Below are 15,870 nucleotides of genomic sequence, written 5' to 3' on the forward strand. Positions count from 1 at the left end.
TGGCGGTGTTGGCAAGATGGTTCCGTGAGATTCCTGACGGACAAGCCCAGCTATGACCTGACCTACAACGATGTCTTCATGGCACCCAACCGATCCTCGGTGGCCAGCCGACGCGACGTCGACCTGACCTCGACCGACGGGATCGGCACGCCGTTGCCGCTCGTCGTGGCCAACATGACCGCGATCAGTGGACGCCGGATGGCGGAGACCATCGCCCGACGAGGCGGGATCGCCATCCTGCCCCAGGACATCCCGACCGACTTCGTGCAGAAGTCGATCGACCGGGTCAAGGCGGCCGACACCATCTTCGACACCCCCGTCCGGGTGACCCCGACGACCACCGTCGGCGAGGCCATGGCCCTGGTGGGCAAGCGCTCGCACGGGGTGGTGATCGTGGTGGAGGACGGCGCCCCGGTGGGCATCGTCTCCCCCAGCGAGGCGCTGGGCGTGGACCGCTTCGCCCAGGTGCACGAGGTGATGACCACCGACCTCACCCTGCTCCACCCCGACACCAGCCCACAGGACGTCTTCGACACGCTCTCGGCCCACCATCAGAAGGTCGCCCTGGCCGTGACCGACGACGGGCAACTGGTGGGCATCATGACCAGCAAGGGTGCGTTGCGCGCCGCCCTCTACCAGCCCGCCGTCGACCCCTCCGGTGCCCTGATGGTGGGAACCGCGGTGGGGATCAACGGCGACGTCGCAGGCCGGGCCAGGGCCCTGCTAGATGCCCGCGCGGACGTGCTGGTGCTGGACACGGCCCACGGTCACCAGGAGAAGATGCTGGAGGCCCTGGCCACCGTGGCGACAGTGCGCGACGAGCACCATGCCGCCACCGGACGCCGGATCCCGATGGTGGCCGGCAATGTGGTCACCCCCGCTGCGGTGCTGGACCTGGCCGAGGCGGGCGCCGACGTGCTCAAAGTGGGCGTCGGCCCCGGCGCGATGTGCACCACCCGGATGCAGACCGGCGTCGGCCGCCCACAGTTCTCTGCCGTGCTGGACTGCGCCGAGGCCGCCCAATCAATCGGTCGGTCGGTCTGGGCCGACGGCGGGGTGCGCCACCCACGTGACGTGGCTCTGGCCCTGGCGGCGGGTGCCGGCAGTGTGATGGTGGGTTCATGGTTCGCCGGCACCCACGAGTCCACCGGTGACCTGCTGACGGACGCCCATGGCCGGCAGTACAAGGAGTCCTTCGGGATGGCCAGCGCCCGCGCCGTGAAGTCCCGCACCCGGCAGCAGTCGGCCTTTGACCGGGCCCGCGCCGCGCTCTTCGAGGAGGGGATTTCCAGCTCCAAGATGTACCTCGACCCCTGCCGGCCGGGCGTGGAGGACCTGGTGGACTGGATCACCTCCGGGGTGCGCTCGGCGTGCACCTATGCGGGTGCCCGCACGTTGGCCGAATTCTCGGAAAAGGCCGTCGTCGGGGTGCAGAGCCCGTCGGGCTACGACGAGGGCCGGCCCCTGGCCCAGAGCTGGAGCTGAGCGACCCCAACTCCCCGGGAATGGGCAAAGGCCCCGGACGACTGTCCGGGGCCTTTGCCCATGGCTGTTGCGCTGGTGACTGGCCTCAGTGGGCGTAGTCACCGCGGTAGTACTCAAAGACCCAGCCGGAGACGGCCCAGATGCCGGCGCCGAAGGCGAGGATCGAGATCCACCAGCCGAAGATCGGGCCGAGCAGCATCATCGAGGCGACCAGTGCCACCCAGAAGGGCCAGACGCTGTGCGGCGGGAAGAAGCCCAGCGCGCCCGCGCCGTCGGCGATGGTGGCATCCTCGATGTCCGACAGCGGGGCATCGTTCTTGGCGCCGACCACCGCCAGGTAGCCGGCGATCATCAGCGACATCGCCGCCGCCAAGGCGAGGACGAAGAAGCCGACCCACTCCTGCTTCGCGAAGATGAAGAAGTAGACCAGGGCGCAGGCCAGGTAGAAGACGCCCAGGAAACCGAAGATATTGCGTTCAACCTTCATCGGATCTCACCTGCATTCTGCTTGGCTTCGGCGGACTCGGCGCGCACCATCACGCCCTGCAGACCGGTGTCCGCGTGGTCGGCCAGTTCGGGGTGGTTGGCGTCGAAGGCCGGGTAGGGCGAACGAACGCGCGGCAGCGAGCTGAAGTTGTGCCGCGGCGGCGGGCAGCTGGTGGCCCACTCCATCGAGCGGCTCCAACCCCAGGGATCGTCGACCTCGACCTTGGGGGTCTTGAAGGACTGGTAGACGTTGATCAGGAAGGGGATGAAGGAGACACCCAGCAGGAACGAGCCGAAGGTGGAGACCTGGTTCAGGAAGGTGAACCCGGTGCCCGGCAGGTAGTCGGCGATACGCCGCTGCATGCCCTCGACACCCAGCCAGTGCTGCACCAGGAAGGTGGTGTGGAAGCCGATGAACAACAGCCAGAAGTGCGCCTTGCCCAGACCCTCGCCCAGCATGTGGCCGGTGATCTTCGGCCACCAGAAGTAGTAGCCGGCGAACATCGCGAAGACCACGGTGCCGAAGAGCACGTAGTGGAAGTGGGCCACCACGAAGTAGGAGTCGGTGACGTTGAAGTCCATCGGCGGGCTGGCCAGGATGATGCCGGTCAGGCCACCGAAGAGGAAGGTGGTGAGGAAGCCGATGGCCCAGGTCATGGGCATGTCGAAGCTCAGCGATCCGCCCCACATGGTGCCGATCCAGTTGAAGAACTTCACGCCGGTGGGAACCGCGATGGTGAAGGTCATGAAGCTGAAGAAGGGCAGCGAGACCGCGCCGGTGGCGAACATGTGGTGGGCCCACACGGACACCGACAGGGCGCCGATCGAGATGGTGGCGAAGACCAGGCCCACGTAGCCGAAGACCGGCTTGCGGCTGAAGACCGGCAGCACCTCGGTGATGATGCCGAAGAAGGGCAGCGCGATGACGTAGACCTCGGGGTGACCGAAGAACCAGAACAGGTGCTGCCACAGGATCGGGCCGCCGGAGGAGGCGTCGAGGATGTGGGAGCCCAGCACGCGGTCGCTCGCCAGCACCAGCAGGCCAGCGGCCAGCACCGGGAAGACCACGATCACCATGATGGAGGTGACCAGGATGTTCCAGGTGAAGATCGGCATCCGGAACATGGTCATGCCCGGGACGCGCATGCTGATGATGGTGGTGATGAAGTTCACCGAACCGAGGATGGAGCTCAGGCCCAGCAGGTAGAGGCCCATGATCCACAGGTCACCGCCGACGCCGGGAGAGTTCAGCGCATTGGACAGCGGTGCGTAGGCGAACCAACCGAAGGAGGCGGCGCCATCCGGGGTCAGGAAGCCGGAACAGGCCATCAGCGAGCCGAACAGGTAGATCCAGTAGGCGAACATGTTCAGTCGCGGGAAGGCGACGTCGGGGGCGCCGATCTGCAGCGGGACCAGGTAGTTGGCGAAACCGGCAAACAGGGGCGTCGCGAACATCAGCAGCATGATCGTGCCGTGCATCGTGAACATCTGGTTGAAGGTCTCATGGGTCATGTACTGCATGCCCGGGCTGGCCAGCTCGGCGCGGATGGCGAGCGCCATCAGGCCGCCGATGCCGAAGAAGATGAAGCTGGTGATGAAGTACAGCCGGCCGATCTTCTTGTGGTCGGTGGTGGTGAAGTAGTCCATGAACAGCTTGCCCATGGAATGCTCACGGCGCCGAACCTGAACGGCCGGGGCGCCCGTGGTGCGCGTAAGGGTGGTCACTTCTCTTCCTCCTTGGCGGGAGCGGACGGGAGGGCGGAGGCGGCCGACGGACCCGCCAGCTCACCAGTCTGGCCCTTGGCGACCAGACCCTTGACATAGGCGTTGTACTCCTCCTCCGAGACCACGTGCACGGTGAACAGCATCGCGGCGTGGTAGGTGCCACACAGCTCGGCGCACTTGCCGTCGAAGGTGCCGGTCTTGGTGGGCGTGACGTCGAAGGAGTTCGGCTTGCCGGGGATCACGTCGAGCTTGAAGTACCAGGCGGGAACCCAGAAGGAGTGGATGACGTCGGCCGACGTCAGGTTGAAGCGGATCGGCTTGTTCACCGGCACGTACAGGTCCGGGATCTTCTCGATCGTGCCGCTCTCGTGGGCGATGGCACCGATCTGCTGGTTGTCCTTCTCCATGTAGTTGAAGGTCCAGGACCACTTCTGGCCCACCACGTTGATGGTGTGGGCCGGCTCATCCTTGGCGAGCACCCGGTTCTGGGCCTTCACCGTGTAGAAGAAGAGCACGATGATGATCAGGAAGGGGACGATGGTGTAGAGCACCTCGAGCGGCACGTGGTAACGGACCTGCTGCGGAACCTGGTTGTTCTCGCGGCGACGGAACTTGACCATCGAGTAGAAGATCAGGCCCCAGACCAGGGCGCCGATCACTGCGCAGGCGATCCAGGCACCGATCCACAGGTCACCCATGAACGGGGCACGGTCGGAGGCGGGCTCCACCATGCCGACCCGGGACCACTGCCCCCGGCCAGGATCCGTGCTGCAGCCGGCCAGTCCCAGGAGCAGCGCACTGCCCAGAGCGAGGCTCGCAGCCTTCGTCGACCTGCGGCGCCATCCGTTGAGTTCAAGACCCACGTCAATGCCCTTCCAACTGTGTCCGGCTCCCCTGACAGGGAGTGGGGCCACTGGCCCCCGCTGATGCACTTCCCCAGCCGGACCGTCGTCGGCACAAGCGCATGCGGCGGCCCGTGGCTAGTTCGCCCAAAGACTAACCCAAAACAGACCGTCCCGTCGCATCTGTTCTATGCGACGGGACGGCCGAATTGGTTCATGAATTGAACTCAGTGGAAGGAGTCCCCACAAGCGCAGGAGCCCTGCGCATTGGGATTGTCGATGGTGAAGCCCTGCTTCTCGATGGTGTCGACGAAGTCGATCGTCGCGCCGGACAGGTAGGGGGCGCTCATCCTGTCGGTGACCACATTGACGCCGCCGTAGGTCTTCACCACGTCGCCATCCAGCTGACGCTCGTCGAAGAAGAGCTGGTAGCGCAGGCCGGAGCAGCCACCGGGCTGCACGGCGACGCGCAGGGCCAGATCGTCGCGACCCTCGCCTTCCAGCAGCGTCTTGACCTTGGTGGCGGCGACATCGGTCAGCACGATGCCGTCGGTGGTGGGCTGGATGGAGATGTCGGTCATCTGGGTCCTCCTGGAAGGGAAAGTTCAGGTTCTCAACGCCGGTGGGCCGAGCCCTATTCCCGACGGGATGCCTCCACGATACCCGAGGGACACTCCGGGACAATTCAGCGCTGGAATCCGGCCAGACCCGGGGTTTCACCAATTCCAAGTTCGTGCCACGGGCCGGACCGCCTCGGCGATCTCAGCCTCGTCCAGGGAGCCACCGGCCGGGGCCAGGGCATAACCCTGCTCGATTCCCATGGTGCGGGTCTCGCGCGAGGAAATGTAGTTGCGTCGGGCCAGGGCGATCGCCGGACGCATCGCGGCTTCGGCCAGTTCGGCCACCAGCGGCAGCAGATCGCCCCCCTTGGAGCCGAAGTCCAGCTCGTCGTAGCCGGTCACCACCAGATCGCACTGCGCCATGGTGTCGGCCAGGCCGGCCAGGCGAGCGCACTCGGCAGGGCCGGTGACCACGTCGCCCCCCAGGGCCAGCACCGCTGCCCCCAGGCCACCGACCGCACCCGCGCCGGGCGTCGTCCCCAGAGTGGGATCACCCAGCTGCGTGCACCAGTCCACCAGGGCCTGGTCCGCGGCCAGCAGCTCGCCCGGGTGGGCCCCGCTGGCGTGCATGGTGGCGGCGGTGAGGCCGCGCAACCCGGTCAGCTGCTGTTCGGTCTGGGCCGCGGTCACCACCAGGTGCACTCGCAGGCCGGACAGTCGCGCCCGCTCGTCCCCGAGTGTCTGCCAGAAGCCCGCTCCCCCGTCGGCCCAGGTGAATGCCGGTACCTCCAGCCAGAGTTCGGGCAGCGGGCGAGCCTCCTCGCGGGCCCGGGAGAGCACTGCCCGCACGGTGGCGCCGACGCAGGCGGAGCTGCCGGGATCCTGCGACTCGAGGTTGCCGTCGATGTCCACCCGCACGGCCACCCCGGCCGGGCCGACAAGGGCCCCGTCAACCTCCCAGGGTGTCGGCTCGGCGGCGGTCAGGTCCGCCCAGGCCTGGCCGAAGCCCTTTCCGGCCTCGGCGATCGGCACGACGGCGCACTGCGCACCGAGATCCGCCCAGGCCCGGGCCATGGCGGCCCCGGTCTGGGCGGATGTCAGGTTGTCGAAGGCCCCGGTGGCCACCAGGACGCGCATCAGTTGGGAATGAAGCCCTCGTTGCCGCCAGCGGCGTCGAGCATTCCGCGGACCTCGTCCAGCGTGGCGCTGGCATCGGGCACGATCAGGTCGGATTCGGCCAGTTCCTCGTCGCCCAGGTGCTCACCGGCGCGGATCTGGTCGAGCAGCTGGCCGATCACGGACTGCAGCTCGACCTCGTCGCCGGCCTCGATGGCAGCCTGGACCTGGTCGTCGATCTCGTTCAGAGCGGCAAGCTGGTCTTCGTCGAGGCGCCACTGGCCCTCGCCCAGGATTCGGACGATCATGCCTGGTTTCCTTCCTGCTGACCGAACGGCTGCTGCGGGGCGGCCGACTGCTGGGTGGGAGCTTGCTGGGTGGGAGCCTGTGCGGCGGGCTGGGCCGGAGACCCGGCCTCGATCGCGGGGGCCGGCTGACCGGCCGGGGCAATCTCCCCGCCCACGCGGGCCTTCAGCGCGGCCAGCTCGTCCTCCACCTGGCTGGAGGAGGCCAGCTGGTCGAGCTCGCGGGTGATGTCGTCCTTGTAGGTGCCCGACGGATCATCCAGCGCGCCGGAAGCGAGCAGCTCGTCGATCGCACCGGCGCGGGCCTGCATCTGCTGGGTCTTGTCCTCGGCCCGCTGGACGGCCAGGCCGACGTCGCCCATCTCCTCCGACATGCCGCTGAAGGCCTCGTTGATCCGGGTCTGCGCTTCGGCGGCGGAGTAGGTGGCCTTGATGGTCTCCTTGCGGGTGCGGAAGGCATCCACCTTGGCCTGCAGCCGGGTGGAGGCGCGCACCAGCTTCTCCTCCTCGGCCTGCAGCTGACCGTGCTGGGCCTGCAGGTCGCCGAGCTGCTGCTGCAGGCCGGACTTGCGGGTAAGGGCTTCGCGAGCCAGATCCTCGCGGCCCTGCTCGAGGGCACGCTGGGCCTGGTTGTTGAGCTTCTCCACCTCGGAATTGAGCTGGGAGGCCTGCAGTTCGACGCGCTTGCGGCTGGTGGCGACGTCGGCGACGCCGCGACGTACCTTTTGCAGCAGGTCGAGCTGACGCTGGTAGGAGTAGTCGAGGGTTTCGCGAGGGTCCTCCGCCCGATCCAGGGCCTTGTCCGCCTTGGCGTGGAAGATGGTGGAGATCCTCTGGAAAATGCCAGCCATGTGCTGTTCGGTCCTTCCGCTCGGGGTGCGCCGAGGCCTCGGCACAGCAAGTCGAGCACCAGCTTAGGGCCAAGCACAAGCAGATCCCGGGTCCTGGGGCTGGTCTTCAGCCGTACACCCGGGATCAATCAGGGGTTCTGCCCGCAGAGCGTAATCACTCGACATCTCGCCAGTCGGTGTTCTCCACCCACCACCCGGCCTCGTGCAGTCTGCGCGTTACCCGTTCGAGCTCCTGGACGCTGGGCAGTTCGTCGGTCATCTCCAGGTAGCCGGTGCCGACGTCGATGTGGTTGGCCGGCACCAGCCCTTGGGCGGTGAGCTGCTGGCCGAGTTCCTGGATCTCCTCGGTGGTGAGCCGACGTTGCAGCACGGCCACCAGGGGGATGTAGTCCCCATCGGGGATCCCCTGCGGGTAGCCGGCCTTGAGCCACCCGATCACCCGCTCCAGGTAGCCGAACATCAGTCCGCCACCGGACATGAGGCTTGCTCACCGGGCCAGCCCGCGGATTCCAGACGCTCCAGGACCCGCAGGACATCGGCCTGGCTCGGCTGTTCGTGGACGGTCTCGCGGATCGCCTCCCGGACGCGCTCCTCCGGGATGGCGCTGTCGATCCCACCCTGGCCCCGGTGCAACTCCAGCACCAGGTATTCGACCTCCTCGGGCGTCAGCGAGCGGTGCAGCACGCCGAACAGGGCAATGTAGTTGGACTTGTCGACGCCCTGTGGGTACCCGGCACGTAGCCAGCCAAGGATCTTGTCGAGGGGGTTGTTGGGCATCGGCGGCTCACTTCTTGACGAAGGTGGGGAAGACGTGGGCAAAGGAGACCTTGTAGCCCAGCCCGGAGGAAACGACGATCGCGATCCCCATGGCGATACAGGCCAGCACCAGGGCGAAGCACAGGTAACCGATCACCTTGCCGATCGGATGACCGGCCTGGTGGCTGATCTCGGCGTCACCGCCCGCACCGTAGGCCATGGCGCGGATGCCGACGGAGAACAGGGCGGGCAGGCCCGCACCCACCAGCAGACCGACGATCAGCACCTGGGCGATGGCGGTGAGGAAGAGCTGGAACATGACCTTGCCTCTCAGAGGGCGACGGGCGTCGGGGTGATGGCGGACGACGAAGCGGACTGCTCGTCCCACTCGTCGTTGACATTGTTGGCGCTGACGGGCTTGCGGCGGGAGTGGACGAAGAAGTATCCGGACAGCCCGACCAGGATCGCGAAGACGGCGAGCACACCGAGGTAGCCGGGCAGGGCATCGCCGACGAAGTAACAGGCGGCACCGACGGCGGCGGCCGCCGGCAGGGTGATCAACCAGGCGCTGACCATCCGCAGGGCCACGCCCCAGCGCACCTCGGCGCCCTTGCGTCCGATGCCAGTGCCCAGGATGGAGCCGGTGGCCACATGGGTGGTGGACAGCGCGAAGCCCAGGTGACTGGAGGTGAGGATGACCGCGGCCGACGACGCCTCGGCAGCCATGCCCTGCGGAGAGCTGATCTCCACCAGCCCCTTGCCCAGGGTGCGAATGATCCGCCAGCCACCCAGGTAGGTGCCCAACGCGATCGCCACCGCACAGGCAACCTTCACCCAACCGGGGATGGAGGAGGTGCTGGTCCAGTGACCCGAGGCGATCAGCGCCAGGGTGATCACGCCCATGGTCTTCTGTGCGTCATTGGTGCCGTGCGCCAGGCTGACCAGCGACGCGGTGCCGATCTGGCCCCAGCGGAATCCCGTCTCCTTGTACCGCTCCGCGACACCTTCGGTGATCCGGTAGACCAGCCAGGTGCCGCAGGTGGCGACGATCGCCGCGATCACCGGAGAAGCCAGGGCCGGCAGGATCACCTTGCCCAGCACACCGTCGATCTTGCTGCCATTGCCGGCCCAGTTCACACCTCCGGCGCCCAGCGCGACCAAGGTGGAGCCAACCAGTCCACCGAACAGGGCGTGCGAGGAGCTGGACGGCAGGCCGAGCAGCCAGGTGAGCAGGTTCCAGGCGATGCCGCCGACGAGTCCACAGAAGACGATCATCAGCAGCAGGTGCCCCTGGTCGGCCAGGTACTCGGTCTTGGGCGCGCCGGTCTTGTCCTGGATCTTGATCACGGCATTCGTGACCGTCAGCGCCACCTCCACCGAGAGGAAGGCACCCACCAGGTTCAGGATGGCGGACAGGGTGACGGCGGTCTTGGGCTTGAGGGCGCCGGTGGCGATGGACGTCGCCATCGCATTGCCGGTGTCATGGAATCCGTTGGTGAAGTCGAAGGCGATGGCCGTCACGACGACCAGCCCCAATAGCACTAGTTCTACGCTCACCCCCGCATCTTCTCGGCTTATACCACGCAAAACAAACCACCAAGTGAACGAAATCTTTCCAGAGAGTCATTTCACGGCGACGACTTGCCAACGGGGTGATTTATCCCACTCCCCCGCGGCACCGTAGGATTGGGCGAACGCATGGCCATCGAGGACCTGCCACCCGAAACGACGAGGACGAGACGTGGGACTGTTCCGACCCTATGAGCAGGGCACAACCGAAGACACGACCCAGGGCAAACGCAAGCGCGGTGGGGCCACCGCGGTTCCCCGTCCCCAGAAGTCCGAGCCGGCGCAGGCCGTCAGGGAGCAGACCGTCGCTCAGCAGGCCGTAGAGACGACCGACGTGACGGGCAAGCGCCAGCCACAGAAGAAGGGCACCCGCACCCCCACCCGCGCCGAGGCCGAGGCCGCCCGGATGGCCCGGCTGCATCCAACGCTCAGCCCGAAGGAGGCCAAGAAGGCCCAGCGCCAGGCCGAACGGGAACAGCGACTGCGCAATCTGGACGCCGCCGAGAACCTCCCGGAACGCAGACTGGTGCGCGACCACGTCGACTCCCAGCTGACCATCACCGAGTTCACCATCCCCGTGATGCTGGTGATCATGGCCATCAGCCTGGGTTTCGGCCGCAGCTATGCGGTCCAGACCGCCACCAGCGTGCTGATGATGGCGGTCTTCGCCCTCTGGGTGGTCAACATCACCCTGCGCTGGCGCTCCTTCAAGAAGCTGGCACTGGCACGCGGCCTGCAGCCCAAGCAGCGTGGCCTGATGATGTACCTGATCAACCGCATGATGACCATCCGGGGCCTGCGCCGCCCCGAGCCGCGGATCAAGCGCGGCGAGAGCTACTGAGGAGAGCCATGAGCTACCTGTGGACCGCCGAACTCACCCCTGGCGCCGAGGCGTCGAGCGATGACCTGACGGGGGCCGGCGTCGGCAAGCGTTTCGAGGACCAGGCCCAGGCCGAGGCCTGGCTGGCCGAGTACTACGAGGACCTCGCGGATCTTGGCGTCGCCAGCGTCAGCCTCTTCGAGGAGGACCGACTGGTCTACGGTCCGATGTCCCTGGAGGCCATGTGAGCGCTCGCCAGCCGTGGCGGCGCTGGGCACACCTTGCCCTGGCCCTCGCCGGGCTGGCGGTGGTGGTCTATGGCCTCGTCTCGGTGGCCAACCCGTCGATCACCTGCCGCGGGGTGCAGATGCAGCCCGGCGACGTCTGCCACAAGAACGACTTCAGCAGGCTGGGCACCCAGCAGGTGCAGACCTATGAGGAACGTCTGCACTCCGCTCGGATCAGCCAGCCGGTGGTGGTGGCCACGGGCGCGGCGGTAGCGCTTTTCGGCCTGGCGCTGTACCGCCGCGAAGCCCGCTGACGCCGCTCATTCCCACGCTGGTGAGCGTGGGCTGACCACGGGGATCGTGGTCAGGCCTCGCGCACCTCAGGGGTGACAAAGGGCGGCTTCACGATCCGGAACTTCTCCACCCGGTTGCGCACCTGGACGCCGACCTCGTCGTCCAGCTCGAAGCGGGAATCCACCAGAGCCAACGCGATTCCCTGCTTCAGGGTGGGGCTGAAGGTGCCGCTGGTCACCTCGCCGACGGTCTGGCCCGCATCGTCGACGACGGCCATCCCGTGCCGCGGGATCCCCCGACCCAGGGCCAGCAGACCGCGCATCCGTCGGGCCGGGCCCTCCGCCTTGACGGCGCGCAGCACCTCGGACCCGATGAAGGGTTCGGTCTTCTTCCAGCCGATCGCCCAGGACAGGCCGGCCTCCACCGGGTTGATCTCGGGCGTGATGTCATTGCCGTGCAGGGCATAGCCCATCTCCGTGCGCAGCGTGTCCCGGGCACCCAGGCCACAGGGGCGGATCCCGTACTGCTCACCCGCGGTGATCACCTGGTCCCAGACCTCGACGGCCTGCTCGGTGGGCACCACCAGCTCGTAGCCCTTCTCACCGGTGTAGCCGGTACGGCAGACGGTCATGCTCCAGCCGTCGCGCTGCACCACCTCGAAGGCCATGTAGTCCATGCTGGTGGGCAGGGATAGGGCCGTCAGCACGTCCTCCGAGCGGGGTCCCTGGACGGCCAGCACGGCGAAGTCGGCGTGCTGGTTGACCACCTCGAGGTCCTCCAGCTCGCTGTTGGTCCGGTCGGAGTGGGCCCGGTCGGCGATGATCTGCACCACCTGGGTGGTGTTGGCCGCATTCGGGATCAGGAAGACCTCATCCTCACCCTTGAGATAGGCGATCAGGTCATCGGTGACGCCGCCGGTGTCATTGCACAGCATGGTGTACTGCGCCTTCCCCGGGCCGATCTTGTTCAGGTCATTGGCCAGGCACAGGTTCAGGAAGTCGACGGCGCCATGCCCGCGCACCACGGCCTTGCCCAGGTGGGACACGTCGAAGATGCCCACGCCGTCGCGCACCGCGTGGTGCTCGGCCAGGATGCCGCCGCCGGCGTATTCCAGCGGCATCAGCCAGCCACCGAACTCGGCGAACTTGGCCCCCGCCTGCTCATGGCGTTCGTGCAGCGGTGAATGCAGCATCTCGGACATCCAAACTCCCTCGTCGTCGCGGAATGAAGCGGTACTGGGAGCCAAGCTACCGGACCGTGGCCCACAAAAGTGTCCGAGGGCTGGGCTAGCCTGAACGGGTCATCGCCATTGCCGTCGGAAAGGCCCAGAACAGTGCCCAGCTCTCGTGTGCCCAGCCCACTCACCCCCGGTGCGACCCTGCCCGCCGTCGAGGTGCAGCCTGCCGCCCCGGAGGCTGCCGACTACTTGGTGGTCGGCGTCACCGGCAGCCCGGAGGCCCCGGTGCTGATGGGCGTGCCCGCCAATGTGGACAAGTTGGCCCCCGGCTCGCTGCAGGAGCTGGCGGTGGATCTGGGCGCCAAGCCCGATGCCGGCGCGGTGGCCGTGCTCCCCCGCTGCGGGGCGCAGCTGCTGGCCGTCGGGGTGGGCACGGGTGAGCTGACCCCGGAGCAGGTGCGGCGCAGCACCGGCGCGGCCCTGCGCGAGGCCGTCGGGCGGGCCGGTGAGCGGGAGCTGCACGTCGCGATCAGCCTGAACACTGCCGAGGCGGAGCTGGTCCGGGCCGCGATCGAGGGGGCCCTGCTGGGTGGCTACGAGTTCGTGAAGGTGGGGTCCGGACCCCGTCAGAAGCTGGCCCGGATCACCGTGGTCAGCTCGCTCTCGGGCGCACCGGCCAAGCAGATGGTGGCCGAGGCGCAGGCCGTCGCGCAGGCGGTGCTGGTGGCCCGGGACTGGATCAACACCCCGGCCAACCTGCTCTACCCGGAGAGCTTCGCGGCCGACGTCCGTGAGCTGGTCAAGGGCAGCAAGCTCGAGGTGGAGGTGCTCGACGAGAAGCAGCTGGCCAAGGAGGGCTTCGGCGGGATCCTGGCCGTCGGTGGCGGTTCCCAGCGTCCGCCGCGGCTGGTCCGTCTGGAGCACAAGCCGCGCGGCGCCAAGAGCCACCTGGTGCTGGTGGGCAAGGGCGTCACCTTTGACACCGGCGGTCTGAACCTGAAGACCGCCGACGGCATGTACACCATGAAGTGCGACATGTCCGGTGCGGCGGCGGTACTGGCCGCCACCCGGGCCATCGCCGAGCTCGGCCTGGGCGTGTGGGTCACCTGTTACGCCTCGTTGGCGGAGAACATGCCGTCGGGTGCGGCCTACCGGCCGAGCGACGTGATCACCATGTACGGCGGAACCACGGTGGAGAACGCCAATTCGGACGCCGAGGGGCGGTTGGTGATGGCCGACGCCCTGGCCCGCACCCAGGCGGACAAGCCGGATCTGGTGGTGGACGTGGCCACCCTGACCGGCGCGTGCATGGTGGCGCTGGGCAACCGGATTGCCGGTCTGATGACCTCCGACGACGCCACCGCGGATCTGGTGCTGGATGCCGCGGAGACCGCGGGCGAGGAGTTCTGGCAACTGCCGATCCCCGAGCACCTGCGCAAGGGGTTGGAATCCAAGGTGGCCGACGTGAAGTCCAGCGGTGGCCGACTGGGCGGTGCGCTGACCGCGGCGGCCTTCCTGCAGCACTTCGTCGGCCAGGACACGGCCTGGGCCCACCTGGACATCGCAGGCCCCGCCTTCAATGACGACAATGCCTATGACTACGTGCCGGTCGGCGGAACCGGGCACGCGGTGCGGACCCTGGTGGAACTTGCCCGCGGCCTGCAGAGCTGAGAGCGAACTGACTGTGCTGGGCGCCGGTTGAGGGCTAGGCTGGCGAGGACAATCCATGGATTTGCAAAGGAGCCCCAACCTCATGGCGACCGAAGTCACTCTTCCCGCCCTTGGTGAAAGCGTCACCGAAGGCACCGTCTCCCGTTGGCTGAAGGCGGTCGGAGACCGTGTTGAGGTCGACGAGGCCCTCGTCGAGGTGTCGACCGACAAGGTCGACACCGAGATCCCCTCCCCCGCGGCCGGCGTCGTCTTGGAGATCCGCGTTGCCGAGGATGACGTCGCCGAGGTTGGCGCCGTCCTGGCCGTGATCGGTGAGGAGTCGGAGGCCGGCGCTGCCGCCGCTCCCGCCCCCGCTGCCCCGTCCACGGAGAAGCCCGTCGAGAACGAGCAGCCGGCCGACGCCAGCGTCGAGGCGCAGCAGGAGGCCAACCAGACCGAGGCCGCCCCCGCCGATCCGTCCGCCGTCGAGGCGCCGGCCGGCGGGGTGGCCGCGGCCGCACCCGCCGATGGCGCCGCGCAGGGCACCGAGGTCACCCTGCCCGCCCTGGGCGAGTCCGTCACCGAGGGCACCATCAGCCGCTGGCTGAAGGCCGTCGGCGAGACCGTCGAGGCCGACGAGGCACTGGTGGAGGTCTCCACCGACAAGGTCGACACCGAGATCCCCTCCCCCGTCGCCGGCACCGTGCTGGAGATCCGGGTGAAGGAGGACGAGGTGGCCGAGGTTGGCGCCGTGCTGGCCGTGGTCGGTGATGCCTCCGCTGCTGCAGCCCCCGCTGCCGAGGCGCCCGCCGCCCCGGCCGAGGAGGCACCCGCCGAGGAAGCACCCGCCGAAGAGGCACCCGCCGAGGAGGCTCCGCCTGTGGCCGAGGCCCCGGCTCCTGCCCCCGCCACTCCGGCTCCGACCCCGGCCGCCCCTGCTACTCCCGCAGCCCCGGCTCCGGCCGCCCCCGGTTCCACCCCGACTGCCTCGGGCGAGCCCGGCCCCTATGTCACGCCGCTGGTGCGCAAGCTGGCCGCGGACAATGGGCTGGACCTGAACGAGATCACCGGCACCGGCGTCGGTGGCCGGATCCGCAAGGAGGACGTGCTGGCCGCCGCCGAGGCCAAGAAGGCCCCGGCCGCTCCCGAGGGCCCGGCTGCCGCTCCCGCCGCCGCTGCGCCGTCGGCGCCGAAGGCCGCCCCGAAGGGCGCGGACTCCAGCAAGCGTGGCAGCACGGAGAAGATGAGCCGGCTGCGCCAGACCATTGCGAAGCGAATGACCGAGTCCCTGCAGACCTCGGCCCAGCTGACCGCGACCGTCGAGGTGGACCTGACGAAGATCTCCCAGCTGCGCAAGCAGCACAAGGAGGACTTCAAGAAGCGGGAGGGTGCCTCCCTGAGCTACCTGCCCTTCATCACCAAGGCCACCATCGAGGCCCTCAAGCAGTTCCCCTTCGTCAACGCCACGATCGAGGAGAACGAGGTCACCTACCACGACGCCGAGCACATTGGCATCGCGGTGGACACCGACAAGGGTCTGCTGGTGCCGGTGATCAAGGACGCCGGCGACCTGAACATCGCCGGCCTCGCCAAGAAGATCGCCGACCTGGCCTCCCGCACCCGCGAGAACAAGGTCACCCCGGACGAGCTGGGCGGTGGCACCTTCACCATCACCAACTACGGCTCGGCCGGCACCCTGTTCGACACCCCGATCATCAACCTGCCCCAGGTGGCGATCCTCGGCACCGGCGCGCTGGTCAAGCGCCCGATGGTGATGGACGTCGACGGCTCCGACGTGATCGCGGTGCGCGACATGATGTACCTCTCGCTGACCTACGACCACCGTCTGATCGACGGTGCCAAGGCGGCGCTCTTCCTGGCCGCCGTCAAGGCGCGCCTGGAGGAGGGCGACTTCGCCGGCGAGCTGGGCAACTGAGCAACCGGTTGAACCGCTGAGCCCAGCCGCGGGGGCCCCCCCCCCCCCCCCCCCCGGCCCCCCCCCCCCTC

General features: G+C 68.0%; 17 protein-coding genes and 1 pseudogene. 6 read left to right on the forward strand and 12 right to left on the reverse strand.

Annotation, left to right across the window (positions count from 1 at the left end):
* Window positions 1–24: 24 nt before the first annotated feature.
* Window positions 25–1,485: a GuaB1 family IMP dehydrogenase-related protein gene (locus tag AAEX57_RS04570; RefSeq protein WP_342090926.1), complete on the forward strand. Its 1,461-nt coding sequence runs from the start codon at window positions 25–27 to the stop codon at window positions 1,483–1,485.
* A gap of 85 nt (window positions 1,486–1,570) precedes the next feature.
* Here the strand turns inward: AAEX57_RS04570 and AAEX57_RS04575 are convergent, their stop codons facing one another.
* From AAEX57_RS04575 to AAEX57_RS04625, 11 genes are all read right to left on the reverse strand, one after another.
* Window positions 1,571–1,972: a cytochrome c oxidase subunit 4 gene (locus AAEX57_RS04575; protein WP_342090925.1), complete on the reverse strand. Its 402-nt coding sequence runs from the start codon at window positions 1,970–1,972 to the stop codon at window positions 1,571–1,573.
* Entirely contained in the window at window positions 1,969–3,633 is a 1,665-nt protein-coding gene (gene ctaD, locus AAEX57_RS04580; protein ID WP_342091022.1) for an aa3-type cytochrome oxidase subunit I, read from the reverse strand. The genes AAEX57_RS04575 and ctaD overlap by 4 nt, the downstream gene beginning before the upstream one ends.
* A gap of 59 nt (window positions 3,634–3,692) precedes the next feature.
* Window positions 3,693–4,559 (reverse strand): aa3-type cytochrome oxidase subunit II, encoded by an 867-nt coding sequence (ctaC, locus tag AAEX57_RS04585; protein WP_446721065.1) that lies wholly within the window; start codon window positions 4,557–4,559, stop codon window positions 3,693–3,695.
* Window positions 4,560–4,765: 206 nt separating this feature from the next.
* Entirely contained in the window at window positions 4,766–5,119 is a 354-nt protein-coding gene (locus AAEX57_RS04590; RefSeq protein ID WP_342090924.1) for a HesB/IscA family protein, read from the reverse strand.
* Window positions 5,120–5,254: 135 nt separating this feature from the next.
* On the reverse strand, window positions 5,255–6,235 hold the full coding sequence (locus AAEX57_RS04595) for a glycerate kinase (protein WP_342090923.1): 981 nt from the start codon (window positions 6,233–6,235) through the stop codon (window positions 5,255–5,257).
* Window positions 6,235–6,522 (reverse strand): PspA-associated protein PspAA, encoded by a 288-nt coding sequence (gene pspAA / locus AAEX57_RS04600; protein ID WP_342090922.1) that lies wholly within the window; start codon window positions 6,520–6,522, stop codon window positions 6,235–6,237. The genes AAEX57_RS04595 and pspAA overlap by 1 nt, the downstream gene beginning before the upstream one ends.
* On the reverse strand, window positions 6,519–7,370 hold the full coding sequence (locus AAEX57_RS04605; RefSeq protein ID WP_342090921.1) for a PspA/IM30 family protein: 852 nt from the start codon (window positions 7,368–7,370) through the stop codon (window positions 6,519–6,521). Before AAEX57_RS04605 ends, pspAA begins: the two co-directional genes overlap by 4 nt.
* Window positions 7,371–7,524: 154 nt before the next feature.
* Entirely contained in the window at window positions 7,525–7,848 is a 324-nt protein-coding gene (locus tag AAEX57_RS04610; RefSeq protein WP_342090920.1) for a DUF3349 domain-containing protein, read from the reverse strand.
* Window positions 7,830–8,147 carry a DUF3349 domain-containing protein gene (locus AAEX57_RS04615; protein WP_342090919.1) on the reverse strand — a complete coding sequence of 106 codons (318 nt, stop codon included), beginning with the start codon at window positions 8,145–8,147 and terminating at the stop codon, window positions 7,830–7,832. The genes AAEX57_RS04610 and AAEX57_RS04615 overlap by 19 nt, the downstream gene beginning before the upstream one ends.
* Before the next feature lie 7 nt (window positions 8,148–8,154).
* Window positions 8,155–8,445 carry a hypothetical protein gene (locus AAEX57_RS04620; protein ID WP_342090918.1) on the reverse strand — a complete coding sequence of 97 codons (291 nt, stop codon included), beginning with the start codon at window positions 8,443–8,445 and terminating at the stop codon, window positions 8,155–8,157.
* 11 nt (window positions 8,446–8,456) lie between these two features.
* Window positions 8,457–9,683 (reverse strand): inorganic phosphate transporter, encoded by a 1,227-nt coding sequence (locus AAEX57_RS04625; protein ID WP_342090917.1) that lies wholly within the window; start codon window positions 9,681–9,683, stop codon window positions 8,457–8,459.
* Between the two features lie 184 nt (window positions 9,684–9,867).
* On the opposite strand from AAEX57_RS04625, the gene AAEX57_RS04630 reads away from it, so the two are divergent.
* Genes AAEX57_RS04630 through AAEX57_RS04640 form a run of 3 tightly spaced genes read left to right on the forward strand, consistent with a single transcriptional unit; the run spans window position 9,868 to window position 11,056 of the window.
* Window positions 9,868–10,536: a DUF3043 domain-containing protein gene (locus AAEX57_RS04630; protein WP_342090916.1), complete on the forward strand. Its 669-nt coding sequence runs from the start codon at window positions 9,868–9,870 to the stop codon at window positions 10,534–10,536.
* An 8-nt stretch (window positions 10,537–10,544) separates the two neighbouring features.
* The gene (locus AAEX57_RS04635; RefSeq protein WP_342090915.1) at window positions 10,545–10,763 is read left to right on the forward strand and encodes a hypothetical protein; all 219 of its coding nucleotides are present in this window, start codon (window positions 10,545–10,547) and stop codon (window positions 10,761–10,763) included.
* A complete protein-coding gene (locus AAEX57_RS04640; RefSeq protein ID WP_342090914.1) occupies window positions 10,760–11,056 on the forward strand; it encodes a hypothetical protein in 297 nt (98 codons plus the stop codon). Before AAEX57_RS04635 ends, AAEX57_RS04640 begins: the two co-directional genes overlap by 4 nt.
* A gap of 50 nt (window positions 11,057–11,106) precedes the next feature.
* Here AAEX57_RS04640 and gcvT read toward each other — a convergent pair whose 3' ends face one another.
* Complete coding sequence (gene gcvT / locus AAEX57_RS04645) at window positions 11,107–12,237, reverse strand: glycine cleavage system aminomethyltransferase GcvT (RefSeq protein ID WP_342090913.1); 1,131 nt, start codon at window positions 12,235–12,237, stop codon at window positions 11,107–11,109.
* A 145-nt stretch (window positions 12,238–12,382) separates the two neighbouring features.
* Between gcvT and AAEX57_RS04650 the strand changes: the two are divergent.
* Together AAEX57_RS04650 and sucB are read left to right on the forward strand one after the other, a co-directional pair.
* A pseudogene (locus tag AAEX57_RS04650) lies at window positions 12,383–13,884 on the forward strand (leucyl aminopeptidase).
* Window positions 13,885–13,966: 82 nt separating this feature from the next.
* Entirely contained in the window at window positions 13,967–15,799 is a 1,833-nt protein-coding gene (gene sucB, locus AAEX57_RS04655; RefSeq protein WP_342090911.1) for a 2-oxoglutarate dehydrogenase, E2 component, dihydrolipoamide succinyltransferase, read from the forward strand.
* Window positions 15,800–15,870: the final 71 nt, after the last annotated feature.

Source organism: Luteococcus sp. H91 (assembly GCF_038433135.1).
Lineage (GTDB): Bacteria > Actinomycetota > Actinomycetes > Propionibacteriales > Propionibacteriaceae > Luteococcus.

Bases quoted from the DNA above. Each gene is read 5' to 3' on its own strand.
- AAEX57_RS04575 (WP_342090925.1), bottom strand. From the start codon at position 1,972: ATGAAGGTTGAACGCAATATCTTCGGTTTCCTGGGCGTCTTCTACCTG.
- ctaD (WP_342091022.1), bottom strand. From the start codon at position 3,633: ATGGGCAAGCTGTTCATGGACTACTTCACCACCACCGACCACAAGAAG.
- AAEX57_RS04590 (WP_342090924.1), bottom strand. From the start codon at position 5,119: ATGACCGACATCTCCATCCAGCCCACCACCGACGGCATCGTGCTGACC.
- AAEX57_RS04595 (WP_342090923.1), bottom strand. From the start codon at position 6,235: ATGCGCGTCCTGGTGGCCACCGGGGCCTTCGACAACCTGACATCCGCC.
- pspAA (WP_342090922.1), bottom strand. From the start codon at position 6,522: ATGATCGTCCGAATCCTGGGCGAGGGCCAGTGGCGCCTCGACGAAGAC.
- AAEX57_RS04605 (WP_342090921.1), bottom strand. From the start codon at position 7,370: ATGGCTGGCATTTTCCAGAGGATCTCCACCATCTTCCACGCCAAGGCG.
- AAEX57_RS04610 (WP_342090920.1), bottom strand. From the start codon at position 7,848: ATGTCCGGTGGCGGACTGATGTTCGGCTACCTGGAGCGGGTGATCGGG.
- AAEX57_RS04615 (WP_342090919.1), bottom strand. From the start codon at position 8,147: ATGCCCAACAACCCCCTCGACAAGATCCTTGGCTGGCTACGTGCCGGG.
- AAEX57_RS04620 (WP_342090918.1), bottom strand. From the start codon at position 8,445: ATGTTCCAGCTCTTCCTCACCGCCATCGCCCAGGTGCTGATCGTCGGT.
- AAEX57_RS04635 (WP_342090915.1), top strand. From the start codon at position 10,545: ATGAGCTACCTGTGGACCGCCGAACTCACCCCTGGCGCCGAGGCGTCG.
- gcvT (WP_342090913.1), bottom strand. From the start codon at position 12,237: ATGTCCGAGATGCTGCATTCACCGCTGCACGAACGCCATGAGCAGGCG.
- sucB (WP_342090911.1), top strand. From the start codon at position 13,967: ATGGCGACCGAAGTCACTCTTCCCGCCCTTGGTGAAAGCGTCACCGAA.